This is a genomic window from Mucilaginibacter sp. OAE612 (genome assembly GCF_041806395.1).
In the GTDB taxonomy this organism is placed as follows: Bacteria; Bacteroidota; Bacteroidia; order Sphingobacteriales; family Sphingobacteriaceae; genus Mucilaginibacter; species Mucilaginibacter rubeus.
In genome coordinates, this window is record NZ_JBGMUW010000001.1 from 3,550,695 (window position 1) to 3,570,040 (window position 19,346).

Genomic DNA, 19,346 nt, shown 5'->3' on the forward strand with positions numbered 1-19,346 from the left:
ATTTATGTTACTTACCAATATCGTTTAAGATAAAACGTATTACCTCATCCGCTTTTTCATATTTTTAACCTTATGAAACATATTTACCATTATACCTGCAACAACCTTTGGAACAAGGCAAGGCCTTTTGTTTTGGGCATGCTGCTTTGCAGCGGTATAGCTTCGGCACAATCAACTAACCCGGTTATCAACAGCATCATGACCGAAGAAACCACCAACTCTCAACTGGAAAAGCTGGCGCATGAGCTGTTTGATGGTATCGGCCCCCGTTTGGTTGGTACGCCGCAAATGAAACAGGCAAACGACTGGGCAGTTGCTAAATACAAAAGCTGGGACATCCAGGCTAAAAACGAAAAATGGGGCGAATGGCGCGGCTGGGAACGCGGGATCTCGCATATTGATATGGTATCGCCAAGGGCAAAATCATTAGAAGGCACACAACTGGCCTGGAGCCCGGGCATGGGCAAAAAGACCACTACTGCCGAAGTAATTATTCTGCCGGATGTGGCTGATTCGGTGGCCTTTCAACAATGGCTCCCCAACGTAAAGGGTAAATTTGTAATGATCTCCATGCTGCAGCCAACCGGCAGGCCCGATTATAACTGGCAGGAGTTTGCCCTGAAGGAATCATTTGACAAAATGAAAGCCGAACGCACCGCCCAAACCGATGCCTGGAAAAAACGCATCAGCAAAACCGGGTTTACCAATAAAACTTTGCCTGTAGCATTGGAAAATGCGGGCGCAGCAGGTATCCTGACCAATAACTGGTCGGCCGGGTTTGGGGTTGATAAGATCTTTGCTGCTTATACCAAAATTGTGCCTACGGTTGATATTGCATTAGAAGATTATGGTATGCTTTACCGCCTGAGCGAATCAGGCAACAAGCCGGTGATCAGTATTCATTGCGAATCAAAAGAATTAGGCGTAGTGCCAACCTTTAATACCATTGCCGAAATCAAAGGAAGCGAAAAACCTAATGAGTATGTAATGCTGAGCGCGCACTTTGATTCGTGGGATGGCGGCACGGGTGCTACTGATAATGGTACAGGTACCTTAACCATGATGGAAGCGATGCGCCTGCTGAAAAAATTCTATCCTCACCCAAAACGTACCATATTAGTAGGCCATTGGGGCAGCGAAGAGGAAGGCCTGAACGGCTCACGTGCTTTTGTTGAGGACCATCCCGAAATTGTTAGTAATCTGCAAGCCCTGTTTAATCAGGATAATGGTACCGGCCGCGTAGTAAACCTTACCGGGCAGGGTTTTGTGGAAGCTAAGGATTATTTAAGCAGATGGCTTGCCGCTGTGCCTGATACGATCAAAAACCGGATCAAAACCGTATTTCCTGGTCAGCCGGGCGGTGGCGGGTCTGATTTTGCATCGTTTGTAGCTGTTGGTGCGCCGGGCTTTTCTTTGGGTTCGCTTAACTGGTCGTACGGATCATATACCTGGCACACCAACCGCGATACTTATGATAAAGTTGTTTTCGACGATCTGAAAAACAATGCCATTTTAGCCGCCATCATGGCTTATATGGCCAGCGAAGACCCGCAAAAAACCGTTAATACCAAAACCGAAGGCATTAAATGGCCGGCGCAGGTTAAAGCAACGCGCCGCGGCGGATTGGATAAGTAGGCTGAAGATGAGATATAATAAAACGGCCTTATTTACATTCCTGTTGCTGCTCTTAAGCTTTAGTTTGCAGGCACAGGAAAACAATAAAACCAAATTTGTGCATCCTGGTATTTTAAATACCAGGGGCAGTTTGGACCTCATCAGCACACAACTAAAGGCCGGTGATACAATGCGCACCGCAGCCTACCAAAAGGTGCTGGATTTTATTAAAGATCATGAGTACCCGGCGTCGTTCCCATCCACCATCGTTGTAGGTTCAAATGGGGCTACATCACCGTCAAAAACGCAGATCAGAAAAGATTGCGAGCTGGTGTACGCCTTTGCATTGGCCTGGGCTGCTACCGGTAACGCTGATTATGCAAAAAAGGCGATAGGCTTACTTAACGGTTGGGCATATGCTTTCAAGGAGTATGGCTTGCTGGAAGGAAAAACCAATCCAAACCAACCCGATTTGGAAGCTTCATGGACTACCCCGTGTTTTGTTGCCGCCGCCGAGATTATCAGGTATTATAAAGTTAAGGGTAAATCAGCGGGATGGACGGCCGCTGACATTGAGCAGTTTAATAAATATCTTATCAATGTAAAGGATAATTACATCAGCAAGATCCCCGACTATAAAAACAACTGGGATGCATCGGCCGGATATGCAAAAATGGCTATCGGTGTGTTTTTAGATCAGGATTCGGTTTATCGTGCTGGGTATGATTTGTTGGTAAAAGAATTGCCCAACATCATTCAGGCAGACGGTACCCTGCCTGAGCTATGCGTTCGTAAAGATTGCGTTCATTATCAATATTCGCTAACGGCCTATGCGTATGCTGCTGCCATCGCCAAAATAAGGGGAGATAGTAGTTTATGGGAGATCGGCAATAAAAACATCAGTCTTGGATATGATTTTATGCGGAAAGCCTATGAGCAGAAAACCGGCTGCGATTACTGCAACTTAAACAGCCGAATTTTTCCGGGAATTGAGGTTGCCTATGGCTACTACAATACCGGTAACTTAAAATATTTAAGAGATTTACAAGCACCGCTTGGCGTCCCTATCGACAATACTTTTTTAGGTTTTACTACCTATACCCATTACAAAGTTAAGGGGCTATAAAAACAAGCCAACAAAAACGCCGCCCGAAAAAAGGCGGCGTTTTTGTTTTATGCTACCGGATGCTTCTCCAGTTCTGGCGTATATTTGCCATCACGGGCTACTGTATTAATATGGGCACGTTCATATAACAGCTTTTGTGCCTCTTCAATATTTTCATCTTTACCGCCCCATTTTTCCAGTGCAGGTTGCTGCACAGCCCTTGAATATGAAAAAGTTAATGCCCAGGGCATTTTATCTTTAAAACGTACATGCATAGCGTTTAACCGTTCGGATGCCAGTTCGGGCGATTGCCCGCCCGAAAGGAACGCGATACCGGGCACAGCGGCAGGCACACAGCGTAAAAAACAATTGATGGTAGCATCGGCCACCACATCAGCACTATCCTGTTGGGTTGCTTTAATGCCGGGCACAATCATATTGGGTTTCAATATCATACCCTCAAAATTTACCCTTTGCTGGTACAACTGGTTAAATACAGCATGCAAAACCTCATTAGTTACTTCAGCACAAGTTTGAAGCGAGTGATCTCCATCCATCAAAACCTCGGGCTCCACAATAGGAACAATCCCGGCTTCCTGGCATATAGCAGCGTAACGGGCCAATAAAAACGCGTTTGCTTTGATACTGCCACTTGTCGGGGTATTTTCACCTATGGTTATAACCGCCCGCCATTTGGCAAAACGCGCACCTGCTTCATAATATCCGGCCAAACGTTCCTGCAAGCCATCGAGGCCCTCAGTGATTTTTTCGCCGGGAAAGCCATCCATATCCCTCGCGCTTTCATCTACCTTAATGCCAGGGATAATGCCCTTCTCCTTCAATATATCTATAAACAGCTTACCATCCACAGTACTTTGTTTTATGGTTTCATCAAACAAAATAGCACCGCTAATGGCTTCCTCAAGCCTCGGCGTAGTCACAATCAGCTCGCGGTACTTTCGCCGGTATTCTTCCGTTTGCGGGATATTAAGTGCTTTAAAACGTTTGTTACAGGTAGCGGTGCTTTCGTCCATTGCCAAAAGGCCTTTATTACCGGCCATCAGCTGTTTTGCGATATCTTTCAGGCTTTGCAGTTCCATAAGTAATTTGCTTGGTTGTTGGTGGATAACACAAGTTAATTCATACTTGTTTTGAGCGGCGCATGGAATATTGCAGCTTTACTTGTGGATGACTTTAGCAGGTAAATTGATGTAAAGAGAACCGGTCGTTAATAATTGTCACACCAGCTTACAGTCCAAATCCCTCAGGTACAAAATCAAGAGAAACGGAGTTCATACAAAACCTTTTATGTGTTGGCGGCGGACCATCATCAAATATATGCCCCAGGTGCGAATCACAGCGGGCGCAGATCACCTCCGTACGCTGCATGCCGTACGAGTTATCTTCTTTATAAATTACACTGTTTTTGCGCACAGGTTCATAAAAACTCGGCCAGCCGCAGTCGCTTGCAAATTTGGCATCCGAGCGAAAAAGTTTATTGCCGCATACCGCGCAGTAATAAGTGCCTTTAGTATCCTTGTTCCAGTATTTACCGGTAAATGCGCGTTCGGTTTCCTGTTCTCTCGCGGTGGCGTACAAAGCAGGCGGCAGGATCTTTTTCCACTCGGCATTTGATATATTCAAATGCTTTGTATCGGTATTGGAATAATAGGGGTTGTTTTCGTGCCCCTTTATTGTCTTTACTTGCTGCGCAAACACTCCCGTTGTAAAAAACAACAGCGCTGCTATTATAAATACCGCTTTCATTATTGCTTCAGTTTATCTTTAAACACTTTTTTAAACTTTTCCAGTTCGGGCTGGATCACATATTTACAGTATGGTTGGCTGCCATTCTGGTTAAAATAATTCTGGTGATAGTCTTCGGCCTTGTAAAAAGCTTTGTATGGAACTACCTGCGTTACTATCGGATCTTTATAAGCTTTTTCGGCATTCAGCTTCGTAATGTAATATTGGGCCTTTTGCTTTTGCCGGGCATTATGATAAAATATAGCCGACCGGTATTGTGTGCCTACATCATTACCCTGCCTGTTTAATTGCGTTGAGTCATGCGCCACAAAAAATGCAGCCAGCAATTCGTCGTAGGTAATTTTTGTCGGGTCGTAGATAATATTGCAAGCTTCTGCATGACCGGTTGTACCGGTACAAACCAACTCGTAAGATGGGTTGGCCACATGCCCGCCGGAAAATCCGGAGATCACTTTTTCAACCCCTTTTAATTGCTGAAATTTAGCTTCGGTGCACCAGAAGCACCCTGTAGCAAAAGTTGCGGTATCTAACACTTTTTTAGGGGCAGATGCCGACACGGAGAAACAAGCCGTTAACAGTACAGCTATGAAACAAGTTATTTTTTTCATGTATAACATATAGGTTTTAATACGATGCGTATCTGTAGCAACTAACGTAAAAAACATAGGTAGCGTTGAGCAAAATTACCATATTAATGCTTTGTGATAGTTGTTTGACAAAACATGCTGTTTTACTTCGAAAGAATAATGGAAATTTAAAACATTTTGAGATTTTGCTAATTGTATCAATATCAATTAACCAATTAAAATTTCCGTCATGAAACATGCATTCATTTTTGGGACTACCATATTTTTGTGCGAGCAAAATACGCTTACTTATAGCGATGGGCTTAGTAATATTGAGTTTTTGAGGATCCTTTCATTTTATAATGAGCAAAAAGGTAAAGTGCTTACCATCGAGGCCAATATCAACGCTCCTAACGGCGAAACGATCAGGATAAGTGCTAATGCCAATGAAAACGGCGCTGATATACGCCTTGATGTAACTAAAGGCCGTATTAAGGTATTTCAACCCGGACACGCGGAGCCTGTGCTGGACGTTTATCAGTTCGATCCGCATGAATACAGCGGTTTATCAAGCCATGTGCTGAATGAGATCCACGCGCAGCATCCTGACCATGTATTAACCATTAAAGGAAATTTCTTTGTTGGCGGAGCGCATTTCCTGATAGAAAACGAAAAGATGTTCATAGATAATAATGGCTATGCCAACGGTGTAGTGAATGCACATAATGGAATAATACTATCGGCTGCTGTGGCTTAGCAACTAAAATATATGAGGATAGGATAATATGATTACGATGAACGAAGCAACCCCCGATTTGCAAAGCCGTTCTGTATTGGGATTGCTTCGTTCTTTTCAATGATATTTTTTTTGCTATAGATTAACATAGCTTACTCAAACACACTCTTCGCCTTCTTAATAGTTTTTTCCAGGTCGATGCCTTTTGCCAGTACACCTTTAAAAAGGTCGCCGGTTTCTTTAAGGCGGTCGATGGAATTAAAAATGGTAAAATCTTTCATGGTGAGCCCGGGTTTCACTTCGTCCCAATGCAGGGGCATAGAAACAGTAGCACCAGGTTTAGGTCGCAAGGAATACGGCCCCGCTATGGTAGCTCCCGGACGGTTCTGCAGAAAATCAAGGTACATTTTACCATTTCGCTTGGCTACCATACGTTCCAAACTTGTATAATCGGGAATTTGCTTGTGAACAATGCCCACCACGAGCCGCGCAAACATCTGTGACTGATCATAATCATACTTCGCGCCCAACGGGATATAAATATGCATTCCTGTTGAACCCGATGTTTTACAGTATGAAGGTACATCTATAGCGTCCAGCACTTTTTTCACCTCCAAAGCGGCCGCAATAACCTGGTCGAACGTGTTTTTATCCGGATCGAGGTCAATCACGCAGTAATCAGGATTATCCGGCGATTGTACCCGGCTAAACCAGGGGTTCATTTCAATACATCCCAGTGATGCCATCCATAGTAAATAAGATTCATCAGAACCTACTAAATATTCTTTATGTTCCCCTTCGCTGGTGGTGTACGGGAAAGTTTTAGTGATCCAATCGGGGGCTTTACCTTTCACATCCTTTTGGTAAAAACTTGGCCCATGAATGCCATTAGGAAACCTGTTGAGCGACATTGGCCTGTCTTTTAAATAAGGCAAGATATATTCAGCGACCTGGTAATAGTAGTTGAACATATCCCGCTTGGTTACACCATCTTCGGGCCAGTAAACTTTGCTCAGGTGTGTAAATTTAAGCTCATGTCCGCAAATTTTGCGCACCTGGGTTTCATCTTTAGGATTAAGCAGAGTTTTCCGGTCAGTATTTTTCACGGGTTTAATGGCTTTAGCGTGTGTATCGTTATCAGCTCCTTCGGCTTCCTCAACCGTTTCGGCTGTATGTTTCGGAGTTTCCAGTACAACATCTTTTGTTTTTTTATCGCTACGCATCCCTTTAAAAGAGGCTTGCCTGAACACCCCATCGCCGGTTACCTCAGCAAATGCCACCTCGCAAACCAATTCTGGTTTAAGCCAGGTGGGCTTAGCCCCTAAGCGCTGCGGCCTAAACCTTGATGGCTTATCCACATCAGGCTCCACCTCAAACGGACTTTTATCGGTAATAAGCGGCTTAAACTGTTCCATCATTTCTTTCTGCAGTTTATCAGAAAAGCCTGTACCCACTTTACCGGCATACTGTAGTTTGCCCTTATCATCATATAAAGCAAGCACCAGCGCGCTGAACGATTTGGAAGTGCCCGCGTTTTTGGTAAAGCCGGCAATGATCACTTCCTGCCTGCGCTGCACTTTTATTTTGAGCCACTCTTTTGAGCGAAGATCGGAAGTATAAACACTGCTGGCCTTTTTGGCGATGATTCCCTCCAGGCCTATTCTTTCGGCGGCGTTAAAAAATTCAATCCCGCCTGTATCAAAAACTTTGCTTTGACGGATGCGCTCATCATTGGTGGGAAGAACCGCACTTAAGATAGCCTGGCGTTGTTTAAGGGGCAATCCCATCAGGTTTTTACCCTCGTACCAAAGGATATCGAAAACATAATAAACCAAATTGCCATCGGCCTCGCTCCGCCAGTTTTGCAGCGCTCCAAAATCGGAGACTCCTTTATCATTCAATACCAGGATCTCTCCGTCAATTACTGCATTGATCTGCCAGTCTTTCAGTAATTTATTAATTGGATAATATTTATCAAAAGGAAGATTATTACGGGAGATCAGCTCCGCTCCTTTTTTGTCGATCACGGCAATGGCCCTGTAGCCATCCCATTTAACCTCGTAAAGCCAATCGGGGTCATCAAAAGGCTCGTCTACAAGGGTGGCCTTCATTGGCTTTATGTTAGTTGGCGCTTTTGATTCAGGGGCTTTTTTCAGAAGTTGCTCAACATCAAAATCCTCCGTATCATCAGTGTCTACTTTCTTTTCCAGTTGTTCAACGGGTTCGCTCGGGACTTTTTTTTTACCTGTTTTTTCAGGCTTTTCTACATCTTCTTCATGCCCGTGCTGCCAAACCTTTTCGCTGGTTTTTTCCATACTTTCAATGGTTTTGCCGGAAAGAATAGATTTATCTTTTTTGGTAATATCTTTAACCGACGCAAATTGATCATTGTGCTTAATGAGCAGCCAGCCGTTTTCGCCCATACCATGGGTTTTAACAAGGGCATATTCACCCTCCAGCTTTTCGCCATGGAGCTTGATCTTTACCGAGCCGGCCTCAAGTTGTTTAAGCAGGTGTTTTTCCTGGGCTTTTTTACCTTTGATCTCTTCAATGGGCTCATAAGTACCCTCATCCCAAACTATAACGGTACCGCCGCCATATTCACCTTTGGGGATGAGGCCTTCAAAATTCCGATAGTCAAAAGGATGATCCTCAACCATCATAGCAAGGCGCTTAACTTTAGGATCGGTTGAGGGGCCTTTGGGTATAGCCCAGCTTTTCAGCACGCCGTCCATTTCAAGCCTGAAATCATAGTGTAAACGCGAAGCATCATGCTTTTGGATCACAAACATCAGGTGGTCTTTGTCTTTGCTCCTCCCCGCTTTAGGTTCATGGGTTTTGCTAAAATCGCGTTTTTCCGCATATTTTTCCAGGCTCATAGTGATACTATTTGTTGTTCAAAAATTTGGCTACCGCGGCGGCTGAATTTCCAACGGCACGTACCGCTGTTTTTAACCTTTCCGGGCGAACACCAAATTTATTTGCCCAGTATTCAACCTCATAATTTTCGCTGGTATTGATGAGACTGTTGTCATGCAATCCCGCTTTGTTCCTGTTGTTCATGATTAGTTTTATGATTGATATATTAACAGATCGGCCAATTAAAGGTTTGATTATTAATTAATAAATTATTGTAATAAAATTTATTAATCAGCACATGCTTACTCCCACCCATCACTTTGTTCGGTGTAGTTTGGCATCATCATATAAACCAGTATGGCAAGGCAGGCAAGCAATACTAAGCGGGTTGCCCAGAATATAAATGTTTCCATAGTTATTTTTTAGATGTTTTAATTTTGTTTGTTGTAAAAAACTGATACATACCGCGTGCCATTTACTAACTATTTAAACATCAGTAAATTACACCGACACCACTAATTAAAATTGACCATATTTCGAGTATCGACGATTGTTTAACGATTATTAGTGGCAAAACAACCAACCCCTTTTATTGGCGCTATAAACAGTTTTTAAATCGCATTCAGGACAGTTTCAAACAACAAAGCCTGAGAAGTTTCGCTTCCCAGGCTTTTAGATAAAACGCTTAAAAGAATGTTACGATCAGGCGTTTATGTTTTGCCTGCCGGCCTTATGCCCTATTGTAGAATAAAAAAGGATAAACAGGTAAATAGGAATGAGTAAAGTATAAGCAGACTGTGCCGAAAATTTTTCAGAAAAATAACCGTAGAGCGGGGGTAAAACAGCGCCGCCCGCAATACCCATAACCAATAATGAAGATGCTATTTTAGTAAAGCGGCCTAAACCCACCAATGCCAGCGGCCATATAGCAGGCCACATTAACGAATTGGCCAAACCAAGCAATGCAATACAAAATACCGATGCATAGCCATGGGTTAACAATGTTGCAATGGTTAAAATGATACCCAAAATTGCCGAAGCTACCAACGCTTTTTGTTGTGTGATCAGTTTTGGGATACAGAAAACACCAACCAGGTAACCAACGATCATGGAGATCAAAGTACATGATGTAAAAAATTTAGCTGTTGATAATGGGATATGTTGAGAAGTGCCGTAAAGTGAAATTGAATCGCCGGCAATAACTTCGGCACCTACATAAACAAACAGGGTTGCTACGCCAAGCATCAAATGCGGAAACTGTACAATACTCGTTTTATTGGTATTTGCGGCAGCCACCGTTTCGTCTTCATGCTCGGTGTTGATTTCGGGTAATGATGAAAAATAAATAAGGATGGCCAGCAAAATCAAAACTACCACCATGATACTGTAAGGCATAATCACCCTTGATGCCAGCTCATTTAACTCCAGTGCTTTTTCTGCTGCACTTAAAGTTTTAAGCTTTTCGGTTATCGAATCAATATTGGCGAGTACTACAGTACCCAAAATAACAGGTGCTAAAGCGCCGGCGATCTTGTTACAGATCCCCATGATACTGATCCGCCGGGCAGCAGTTTCGACAGGCCCCAAAATAGTGATATAGGGGTTTGAAGCGGTTTGCAGCACGGTTAGCCCAGTGCCCTGAACAAACAAGCCTATTAAAAAAATCCCGTAAGTACGGGTCATTGCAGCGGGAATAAATATCAACGCGCCTATGGCCATTACAAACAAGCCTATGGCCATCCCGTTTTTAAATCCAAACTTTTTGATGGTTTTCCCGGCGGGAATACCCATAACAACGTAAGCAATATAAAAAGCCGTGGTTACAAAATAAGCTTCCTTTGTACTCAGTTCGCACGCTATTTTTAAGTAGGGAATGAGTGTTCCGTTCATCCAGGTAACAAAACCAAAAATGAAAAATAAAGCGCCGATAATTACAATTGGGTTTATCGCTGATCTTTTTACCGGCGATTCGATTACTGAACTTGTTGCCTGGGCCATAGTATGTTATTTTATTTAGAGGTATTTTATTTTAAATGAATTTTACCGTACCAAAAAACTGCGACAAATGAAAATCAGGTACGGGGCTATCGATGTTGCTCCAGCTTATAAAATGCGGTTCGGGCAGGTCATCGCCGCATTTAAAAAAGTTTGCCTTGCTTGTAGTTCTGTTCAATGTTTTAACATCGTGATAAACAAAAATGGAGAAAGGGACTAACAATGTTAACTCCCAAGTGTTAAAACCGACTGGGTCTTTTGCCCACTTGATATTACTTAATGTTTTTATACCACTCACCTTATCATCAGGTACCGCTTCCCTATCGTTACGATCTTTACCAAAGCCAACCAACGCGGTCCCGAGGGCATTAAATTCCAGGTTGTAATAATTTTGGTCATCAGCAAAACTTATAAAAAGTTCTACGCAGCTATCTTTATAAACCGGATCATTTACTGTTTTATAAGTTGCCTGTGTATACTGCTCTTCTACAAAATATTTTAAGGCGATACCATTTTCGGTATGAGCTATTGAAAAATCAACTGATGGGAAATATCCGGTATCACTCCATAAAAGATTATCGATAGCGTACTTTTTTCCTTTTTCGAGCAAAACCGATAGGTCATCAAGGTTATTTTCATTGTAAGTACCCGGAATAAAGGGGGCGTAAACTTCCTTCACTGTTATTTTATAAAATGTTTGGTTTCAATTTACTAAAGCGCATCCCAAATCAATGATTCATGCAGAATTAATACGCTAATGTTAATTTTTCTACCAAAATAAACAAAAAGTTTATAAATTATTTAATAATCTCTATTTACTTATTAAAAAAATATAAAAACTTTTAAAGCCAGGTAAATTCTGAAAAGCTGCATATAATTTCCCCTTCACTTCTGTTCAATAATTAGCTACCTTGTACTAACCAATTTGTTATGAAAAGAAAAACTTTCATTCAATTAAGTACTACCTTGATGGCGTCTCCCTTATTATCATCATTCGAATCATTCGCGCAACAACCCCGCCTGCAAAACTGGTCGGGTAATTTAACTTACAGCACAGGCAATGTATTTTACCCAAAATCGGTTGAAGAGGTACAGCAGCTCATTAATAAACACGATAAAATAAAAGCATTGGGCACCAGGCATTGCTTTAATAATATCGCAGACAGTAAAGATAACCTGCTCTCCACGCGCGACCTGAACAAAGTGGTATCCATCGACAAGCAAAATCATACAGTTACGGTTGAAGGAGGTATAAAATACGGCGAGCTTGCCCCGCATCTCGATAAAGAGGGCTTTGCGCTGCATAACCTCGCCTCTTTGCCTCACATTTCAGTAGCAGGATCAATTACAACGGCCACGCATGGCTCTGGCGTAAAAAATGGCAATCTTTCAAGCGCCGTGGTCGGCTTAGAGATTGTTAAGGCCGATAGTAGTATTGTACATCTTTCAAAAACAAAAGATGCCGCCAAACTAAATGCAGTGGTAGTCGGGCTTGGAGCTTTGGGTGTAATTACTAAAGTTACGCTGCAAATACAGCCAACTTATATGATGAAGCAATATGTATTTACGGGCTTGCCTATGAGCGAGCTAAAGCAGCATTTTGAAAAAATTGTTTCGGCCGGGTATAGTGTTAGCTTGTTTACCGACTGGCAAAGTGACCATATTAACGAAGTTTGGATAAAAAGCCGGATGGGTACCGATAAAGGCGAAAACCTGAGGGAATTTTACGGAGCAAAAGCAGCTACAAAAAACCTGCACCCAATTATAGGACTTTCTGCCGAAAACTGCACCGAGCAAATGGGCGTTCCGGGGCCATGGTATGAGCGGTTGCCGCATTTTAAAATGGGCTTTACACCAAGCAGCGGAAAGGAGCTGCAATCAGAGTTTTTTGTGCCTTTTGATCATGCCGTTGAAGCTATCGAAGCAGTGGCGCGATTAGGGAAGCAGATTGGCCCTCATCTTTTCATCACCGAGATCCGCACCATTGCCGCCGATGACCTGTGGATAAGCCCTGCCCATAATCAAAAATCGGTGGCTATCCATTTTACCTGGAAACAGGAAACAGAAGCTGTGTTGAAATTGCTCCCTCAAATTGAACGGGAGCTTTCTCCGTTTAAAGCAAGACCACACTGGGGTAAAATCTTTACCATCCCTGCTAAAACATTAGGAGCACGTTACGAAAAGATGGATGCTTTTAAAGCCCTGGTAACCGAATACGATCCGCATGGAAAATTCAGAAACCAATTTTTAGCAAACGAGCTTTATACTTCCTGAAATCAATGGACTAAGGCTGCTGCTAATTAAAAAATCAATTTATTAGCTTTTAGCCATACGCATTTGCTTTAAGCTTTTTGAAAAAGCTTATGGCTGTTGCCTGCGCGGGCGTTTTGCTCTTACCGGAGCCGCAGCGTCCTGCTGCTCATAGCGGTTATTTTCGCGCGGAAAGCGGGGCTTGTTGTAACCTTGCGGCTTTACTTTGTTAAAACCCGGCTTAGGTTTTGAAAATTGCTGCTTTTGTTGCGGCTGGTGCTTTTGTTCTGCTATCCTTACGCTTATCTCACGCTCATCGATAGTAGCACCATTCATAGCGTCAATTGCACGTTGAGCGCCTGCCTCATCAGTCATTTCTAAAAAACCATAACCTTTACTAATGCCGCTGTCTTTATCGGTAATTATCCGCACGGTGCTTACCGTGCCATAAGCACTGAACAGTTCAACAAGTTCAATTTCTTCCATGTCCCGCGGAAAACCCACGATAAAAAGCTTAATCATACTCTACCAGGTAATTGCAATAGGTAACCAGTCAGCAAATATAATGCACAAAAATGGTTTAGCCTATTGCTTAACCACCTGTTAAAGGCTTATTTACAAAAAAAGCGTTCCGGATCTTATCCCGGAATGCTTTTTCACACTAATTGTGTAGCCAATTGTATTGGATTACTCCCATTCAAGCCTCTTTATCGTCCGAATTATTATTTCAACTCATAATCAATCACTTACTTTTATTTAGCAGCTTAAGCTGCTCACATATACGCGAGTGTTATGCCTGAGGACCGATGCTATTCAAAGGATCGATATAGTATGGGGTACCGCTTGACAATTTACTGCTTCATTTTCTTTTATCAATGCTCCTAAAGCCAGGCATTACCATTTAACTGGTGAAATTTGCTGATAAATTTACCCATAGTTCCCCAATATTGTAATGCCTGGTTAAAACTTATTAAACGCCGCTTAATTATTTTGCCTTGCGGATATAAAGACTGCCGAAGGTGGTTTTCATCAATAATTCGGGACCGCCACCAGCTATCTTCCCGTAAACCCAATCCTCCATTTTCAGGCTGTACATCCCTTTTTCACCGCTATTTTTTGTAACAACCGGTTTGCGTTGCTCGGTTACCACATCAAAATCGGTAAATATATCCCCCTGGTCTGATTTTAACTTTACATTAGCTTTAAGGCTTGCCGGAAATGTAACGTCGACCTTACCATTAAGCGTTGAAAATGCCATGGCCGCTTTTGCATCAATGCTTTTAAAGGTGACCTCAACATTGCCGTTAACCGTATTGGCCACAACAGATCCTGATATATTGTTTAGTTTGATATAGCCGTTAACATTCCTTATTTCGAGGTCGCCACTCAGGTTGCTGGCATTGATGTTGCCATTATTTACTGTGGATAATTTAACGCTGCTGCTATTCATGGGTACTTTAATAGTCAAATTAGTAGTTTTATTAGGGCTGCCATGAACGTTTACCTGGTTATTGTTTTCCTGGGCCTGCACATCGAGGTTGCTCCCGGCCGATAAACGCCTCATTCCGCCCGGCGCCGGTTCCTTTTCACGGTGCTTTCTTTCCTCGCCCTGGGCATCAATAATGATATCCTTGCCCTCATACCCTGTTATGGTTATTGAGCCATTAATCAGTCCCACTTCCAGTTTATATGGCTTTCCCGGATCACTTAACGGCACAACCAACTGCCCTTTTTCCCCGTCCTGCGCCCAAAGCCTCGTGCTTAACAGCGCAGTTAGTAGTAGTATACCTGTAAATTTTATCGTTTTCATGTTGCTATCTTTTATTGTTGTTTTTTGATATAAATATTGCCGTTAAGGGTTTCGAACTTAAATAGCTTTCCCCCTGCCCCTATCCGTACGCCATTATTTTTACTAAGCTTGTAAGTAGTACTGCTGCCGCTTTTTGATTCGGTTTTACTTACCCTCGTAGGCAAAATCTCAGCATCCGGAAAATCGGTATAAAACTGTCCGTTCATACTCTTAAATTCAAGGTCCGCCGCCAGGTTAGCCGGGTAAGTTACCTCAAGCTTGCCATTAAGTGTATAATAGCTTGAAGCATCGGGCGGCACCGACAGGTAAGTTACATTAAGCGGCCCGTTAATGGTATGTGCGCTGGTTGTACCTTTGGCATTGGCAATGGTTATACCGCCGTTTACATTATTTACTTTTAATGCGCCATAAACATCTTTAACTTCAACGTTACCATCGTTTACGGTTGATACGCACAGGTTCATGCCATAAGGCACTTTAACAGTGTACTCTAATTTTACCGTATAATCCATATGGTGATGATCTTCGCGGTTCCAGTTGCGACGCGGGCGGGTATCGTAGGGTTCGGCCGTGTAAGCGATAATACTATCAGCCTTTTGATCAAATCCCAGTTTAACTTCTTTTTTACCGGTTTCTACATCACCAGCGCTTTTGCCCCGAATGGTTTCATCTACCTCAATTGATACCTGGTTGCCTGAATATCCCTGCACGCTTATAGAACCCCAAATGTTGTAAATGGCCAGCGTAGTGCCCGAAGCCGCTCCCTGCAAAGTGAATTGCTTACTGATATGCTCTTTATAATCCTGGGCATGGGCCGAAATTTGAGCAAGGCAAAGCCCCAGACCTGTTAAAACAGGTATTAATGATCTTTTCATGATTTGGTTTATTTTTAAATTAGTTGGGTTATTGTTTGTTTGATTTTATCGCGAACGCCATTATCAAGATCCTTTTGTTTCAGCAGTTCTTTAAATGATTTTACCGACCGTTTTTCCTGCAGTTTCAGCATCACATCGGCAATGGCCAGTTGCATCAGCGGCGAATCTTGCTCAACTATTGACTTGATGAGGCCTTCCCTTACCTCCGGGTGACCGGTAAGATGTGTAAGCGCATCAAGCGTGCTCAGGCGTACATTTACATTGGGGTCATTATTCAGCGTAGCCAGTAAAGCATCTATCACCTGCTTATCCGCATGCTTGATCTCGCTGGTATAGCTCACCCCCCTGATCCTCTCGGAGGCTGATGGATTTTCAAGCAGGGCCAGCATCATGGTTTGTTTAAGCTCATGCACCTGTGAACTTAGGGCTTTCAGTTGTTTATCCTGGTCATCACTTTTGCTTTTACCGAAAAACAGGTAGCCTGCACCCACTAAAATCACAACCATTGCCAGGTTATAGGCCATGGGCCAGCGTGGCTGCCACTCCCAGATCCGGCTTACCTGGTATTTAATATCAGCCCATAAACTCCTTTGCTCATTCACCGATTCCTTGTAAGTATTCAGCATGGCATAAAACTTCACTCCCATATTGGCCGATGGTTCGGGCGTTTCGATTTGACCCATTGTATCCCACATTTGCTGAAGTCCCTGCAGCTCTTCGCGACAATTGGCGCAGCCTGCAATATGGCGCTCTAAAGCCCCACTTTCTTCAGGACTTAATTCTTTGTTTATCCAACCGGTAAACAGCTCCTCATATAACTCACATTTCATCTTATTACTGTTTTATCGTTCCATTTTTACATAAATACTTTTAAGCTCCTGCATAGCGCGGTGGATGCGCACTTTTACCGTACCTTCGGTCATACCCAGTATCTCGGCTATTTCCTGGCACTTTAGTTCCTGGAAACGGCTCAGGGCCAAAATTTCCCGCTGGCTTTCACTTAGTTTTTCCATGGCCCGGTGCAGTTCGGCTTTGGCCTGTTTTTTTTCAAAAGCTTCATCCGGTACCAGGCCCCCGGCTATGGTTTCGGCCGCTTCCACGCCTTCGTACTGTACCTGCTGCTTGTTTTTTCGCCAGTGATCTTTTAACACATTGCGGGCAATAGAGTACATCCAGTGGATATATTCGCCGGTGCCGGTAAAGGTGTGCCGGTACTTGAGCATCTTATAAAACACCTGCTGTACCATGTCTTCACTCAGTTCGCGCTGGTAGGTCATGTGGAACAGAAAGCCGTACAACTGCCGATTGTAGCGTTCAAAGAGCATACCCATCCTGTCAAGGTCGCCGGCTTTCACCTTTAGCATAATGGCGTTGTCTGTAAGCGTATTCAATCAGTTTGTAATTATGTAATATACCTTAAGTACTTCGGCGGCGTAAAATGGTTACAGAAAATTTTATTTTTTTTTGAGGATGCAATTGGCAATCAAACTTAACAGAAATTTAAACCAAACAGGCAATTGGTTTGAAGTGTTATTAACTAACTTTATATAAACAATTAAAACCATAAGATCATGACCACCACCGAAGTAGCAGAAAAATTAGTTCAGTATTGCCGTGAAGGCAAACATACCCAGGCTATTGATGAGCTTTATGCAGATAATATTGTGAGCCGTGAGCCAAAAGGTTCGCCGATGGAGCTTACCGAAGGTAAAGAGGCAGTTAAAGGCAAAACAGAATATTGGTATGCCTCGGTTCAGGAGATTCACAGCGGCGAGGTATCTGACCCGATTGTTACCGGTAATTTTTTCGCGGTAACCATGGATATGGATGTTACCTATAAAGAAGGCGGCCGTATGCCAATGAATGAAATTGCGGTTTATGAAGTGAAAGACGGAAAAATTATAGCCGAGCAGTTTTTTTATAATATGGGCTAAGCGCACCTAACCAATAATAAATGACAAAGGCCTTCGCTCTCCGCAAAGGCCTTTTGTTTTTATTTTCGGAGCAATAAAGATCACTATTCCATTGAGCGGATAATACCCAGCTCAAGCCCTCTTAATTCGGCAAGACCGCGAAGCCTGCCAATGGCCGAATAACCGGGATTAGTTTTCTTTTTAAGGTCGTCAAGCATCTGGTGACCATGATCGGGGCGCATAGGGATACTTAATTTACGTTGCTTCATTACCTGTACCAACTCTTTTACCACGGCGTACATATCCACATCACCTTCCAGGTGGTTATCCTCATAAAAATCGCCAAACTCATTGCGGCGGGTGCTGCGCAGGTGAATGAAATTGATCCTGTCGCCAAATTGTTTTACCATGGCCGGCAGGTCATTATCCGACCTTACACCGTATGAACCTGTGCAGAAGCATAAACCATTGTTTAATGAAGGCACAGCCTCAATAAGCGCGTTGATATGTTCGGCGGTGCTCACTACCCTTGGCAGGCCCAAAATGGCGTACGGCGGATCGTCCGGGTGGATAACCATTTTTATATTATTGGCATCAGCAACCGGGATAACCTGCTGCAGGAAAAAGATCAAATTTTGCCTCAGCCTTTCCGCATCAATGCCGTCATAGGCAGCAAGGGCTTCCCTGAATTTATCCAGCGTAAAGCTTTCTTCACTGCCTGGTAAGCCCGCTATGATATTACGTTGCAGCAGTTGCTTGTCATCGTCGCTCATGCCATCAAAACGGGCTTTGGCACGGGCAAGTTCATCGGCAGTATATTCTTGTTCGGCCCCTTCTCTTTTGAGCATAAATACGTCGAAAGCAATAAAGGCAGCTTTTTCAAAACGGAGGGCTTTTGAGCCGTCTTCTACTGTAAAAGCCAGATCAGTACGTGTCCAGTCCAGCACGGGCATAAAGTTATAGGTAACGATATGGATCCCGCAGGCGGCCAGGTTTTGCAGGCTTTGTTTATAGTTTTCGATGTATTGCAGGTAGTCGCCGGTTTGGGTTTTGATGGCTTCATGCACGGGTACGCTTTCAACTACGTCCCAGGTAAGCCCGGCAGCTTCAATGATCGCCTTGCGCTCGTTAATGGCCTCAACTGTCCATACCTGGCCGTTGGGTACCTGGTGCAGTGCGCTTACTACGCCTGTACATCCCGCCTGCCTGATATCGGCCAAACTTACAGGGTCATTAGGGCCATACCAGCGCATGGTATTGATCATGCTGAAGGTATTGCTTGTATTGGTATCACTCATTTTATATAGTAGTAGATTTAATATTCAAAAACAGGGTGTTCAATTTTAGAAAGGTTGAACACTTCAAAAAAAGCCAATATTGATAATCAAGCACTTAAGTGTTCAAAATATCACAGCAAAATAACTAAAACGCTAATAATCAATAAAATAACATTTAACAACTTATTTCGTTGAACACTTTCTTTTTAAAAATTGAACACTGACACAGCCATGTCAGTAAACACAAATCAAGCTGCAATTATCACGCGCCAATAATCGTTATATTTTTTTAATCGACTAACAGTTAATTACAAATATTTTGAGTTACGAATACGTAATAGGGATTTCTTCACGCATTCCCCGGACAGGTTAAGAAATAATCGCCACGGGTTTGGGAATAAGGCAGGTTGAAAAGTGAATAAGTGAAACGGGGAAAGACTTACGAAGTTTTGAAAACTTCGTAAGTCTGGGTTCTATAGCTTATTATGGGTAATAACGAAACATACTCTTGCCCTGTATAGCAGTTCTGCATATTGAAGAAGATCCTTCGCTACTCAGAAAAAATGGATGTCATGGATA

18 protein-coding genes are annotated in these 19,346 nt (G+C 43.1%); 5 read left to right on the forward strand and 13 right to left on the reverse strand.

The window, feature by feature from the left end:
• The first annotated feature begins 72 nt into the window (after positions 1-72).
• Both ABID99_RS14665 and ABID99_RS14670 read left to right on the forward strand, forming a co-directional pair.
• Positions 73-1,635: a M20/M25/M40 family metallo-hydrolase gene (locus tag ABID99_RS14665; RefSeq protein ID WP_254780048.1), complete on the forward strand. Its 1,563-nt coding sequence runs from the start codon at positions 73-75 to the stop codon at positions 1,633-1,635.
• Between the two features lie 7 nt (positions 1,636-1,642).
• Complete coding sequence (locus ABID99_RS14670; protein WP_373614185.1) at positions 1,643-2,740, forward strand: alginate lyase family protein; 1,098 nt, start codon at positions 1,643-1,645, stop codon at positions 2,738-2,740.
• Between the two features lie 47 nt (positions 2,741-2,787).
• Here ABID99_RS14670 and ABID99_RS14675 read toward each other — a convergent pair whose 3' ends face one another.
• The 3 genes from ABID99_RS14675 to msrA form a co-directional block, all read right to left on the reverse strand.
• On the reverse strand, positions 2,788-3,819 hold the full coding sequence (locus ABID99_RS14675) for a class I fructose-bisphosphate aldolase (protein WP_188831637.1): 1,032 nt from the start codon (positions 3,817-3,819) through the stop codon (positions 2,788-2,790).
• 148 nt (positions 3,820-3,967) lie between these two features.
• Entirely contained in the window at positions 3,968-4,486 is a 519-nt protein-coding gene (msrB, locus tag ABID99_RS14680; protein ID WP_188831636.1) for a peptide-methionine (R)-S-oxide reductase MsrB, read from the reverse strand.
• Positions 4,486-5,094, reverse strand: coding sequence for a peptide-methionine (S)-S-oxide reductase MsrA (gene msrA, locus ABID99_RS14685; RefSeq protein WP_373614186.1), 609 nt, complete (start codon positions 5,092-5,094; stop codon positions 4,486-4,488). Before msrA ends, msrB begins: the two co-directional genes overlap by 1 nt.
• Positions 5,095-5,302: 208 nt before the next feature.
• Here msrA and ABID99_RS14690 point away from each other — a divergent pair, with 208 nt between their 5' ends.
• Complete coding sequence (locus ABID99_RS14690) at positions 5,303-5,809, forward strand: hypothetical protein (protein WP_373614187.1); 507 nt, start codon at positions 5,303-5,305, stop codon at positions 5,807-5,809.
• 131 nt (positions 5,810-5,940) lie between these two features.
• Here the strand turns inward: ABID99_RS14690 and ligD are convergent, their stop codons facing one another.
• From ligD to ABID99_RS14710, 4 genes are all read right to left on the reverse strand, one after another.
• Positions 5,941-8,667 carry a DNA ligase D gene (gene ligD / locus ABID99_RS14695; protein ID WP_373614188.1) on the reverse strand — a complete coding sequence of 909 codons (2,727 nt, stop codon included), beginning with the start codon at positions 8,665-8,667 and terminating at the stop codon, positions 5,941-5,943.
• 7 nt (positions 8,668-8,674) lie between these two features.
• The gene (locus ABID99_RS14700) at positions 8,675-8,851 is read right to left on the reverse strand and encodes a DUF3606 domain-containing protein (RefSeq protein ID WP_175489907.1); all 177 of its coding nucleotides are present in this window, start codon (positions 8,849-8,851) and stop codon (positions 8,675-8,677) included.
• A 498-nt stretch (positions 8,852-9,349) separates the two neighbouring features.
• Complete coding sequence (locus ABID99_RS14705; protein ID WP_373614189.1) at positions 9,350-10,645, reverse strand: sugar MFS transporter; 1,296 nt, start codon at positions 10,643-10,645, stop codon at positions 9,350-9,352.
• A 31-nt stretch (positions 10,646-10,676) separates the two neighbouring features.
• Positions 10,677-11,321 (reverse strand): carbohydrate-binding family 9-like protein, encoded by a 645-nt coding sequence (locus ABID99_RS14710; protein ID WP_373614190.1) that lies wholly within the window; start codon positions 11,319-11,321, stop codon positions 10,677-10,679.
• Between the two features lie 251 nt (positions 11,322-11,572).
• Here ABID99_RS14710 and ABID99_RS14715 point away from each other — a divergent pair, with 251 nt between their 5' ends.
• Positions 11,573-12,916 carry an FAD-binding protein gene (locus ABID99_RS14715; protein ID WP_373614191.1) on the forward strand — a complete coding sequence of 448 codons (1,344 nt, stop codon included), beginning with the start codon at positions 11,573-11,575 and terminating at the stop codon, positions 12,914-12,916.
• 87 nt (positions 12,917-13,003) lie between these two features.
• Here the strand turns inward: ABID99_RS14715 and ABID99_RS14720 are convergent, their stop codons facing one another.
• From ABID99_RS14720 to ABID99_RS14740, 5 genes are all read right to left on the reverse strand, one after another.
• Positions 13,004-13,414, reverse strand: coding sequence for a hypothetical protein (locus ABID99_RS14720; protein WP_090524634.1), 411 nt, complete (start codon positions 13,412-13,414; stop codon positions 13,004-13,006).
• A 463-nt stretch (positions 13,415-13,877) separates the two neighbouring features.
• A complete protein-coding gene (locus ABID99_RS14725) occupies positions 13,878-14,702 on the reverse strand; it encodes a DUF4097 domain-containing protein (RefSeq protein ID WP_373614192.1) in 825 nt (274 codons plus the stop codon).
• Between the two features lie 11 nt (positions 14,703-14,713).
• Positions 14,714-15,577, reverse strand: a complete 864-nt coding sequence (locus tag ABID99_RS14730) for a hypothetical protein (protein ID WP_373614193.1) — start codon at positions 15,575-15,577, stop codon at positions 14,714-14,716.
• Between the two features lie 14 nt (positions 15,578-15,591).
• Positions 15,592-16,407 (reverse strand): zf-HC2 domain-containing protein, encoded by an 816-nt coding sequence (locus ABID99_RS14735; RefSeq protein WP_373614194.1) that lies wholly within the window; start codon positions 16,405-16,407, stop codon positions 15,592-15,594.
• Positions 16,408-16,419: 12 nt separating this feature from the next.
• A complete protein-coding gene (locus ABID99_RS14740) occupies positions 16,420-16,968 on the reverse strand; it encodes an RNA polymerase sigma factor (protein ID WP_373614195.1) in 549 nt (182 codons plus the stop codon).
• Between the two features lie 180 nt (positions 16,969-17,148).
• Between ABID99_RS14740 and ABID99_RS14745 the strand changes: the two genes are divergently transcribed.
• On the forward strand, positions 17,149-17,511 hold the full coding sequence (locus ABID99_RS14745) for a nuclear transport factor 2 family protein (RefSeq protein WP_090524628.1): 363 nt from the start codon (positions 17,149-17,151) through the stop codon (positions 17,509-17,511).
• 83 nt (positions 17,512-17,594) lie between these two features.
• Here ABID99_RS14745 and uxuA read toward each other — a convergent pair whose 3' ends face one another.
• Positions 17,595-18,788: a mannonate dehydratase gene (uxuA, locus tag ABID99_RS14750; RefSeq protein ID WP_373614196.1), complete on the reverse strand. Its 1,194-nt coding sequence runs from the start codon at positions 18,786-18,788 to the stop codon at positions 17,595-17,597.
• Between the last annotated feature and the right edge of the window lie 558 nt (positions 18,789-19,346).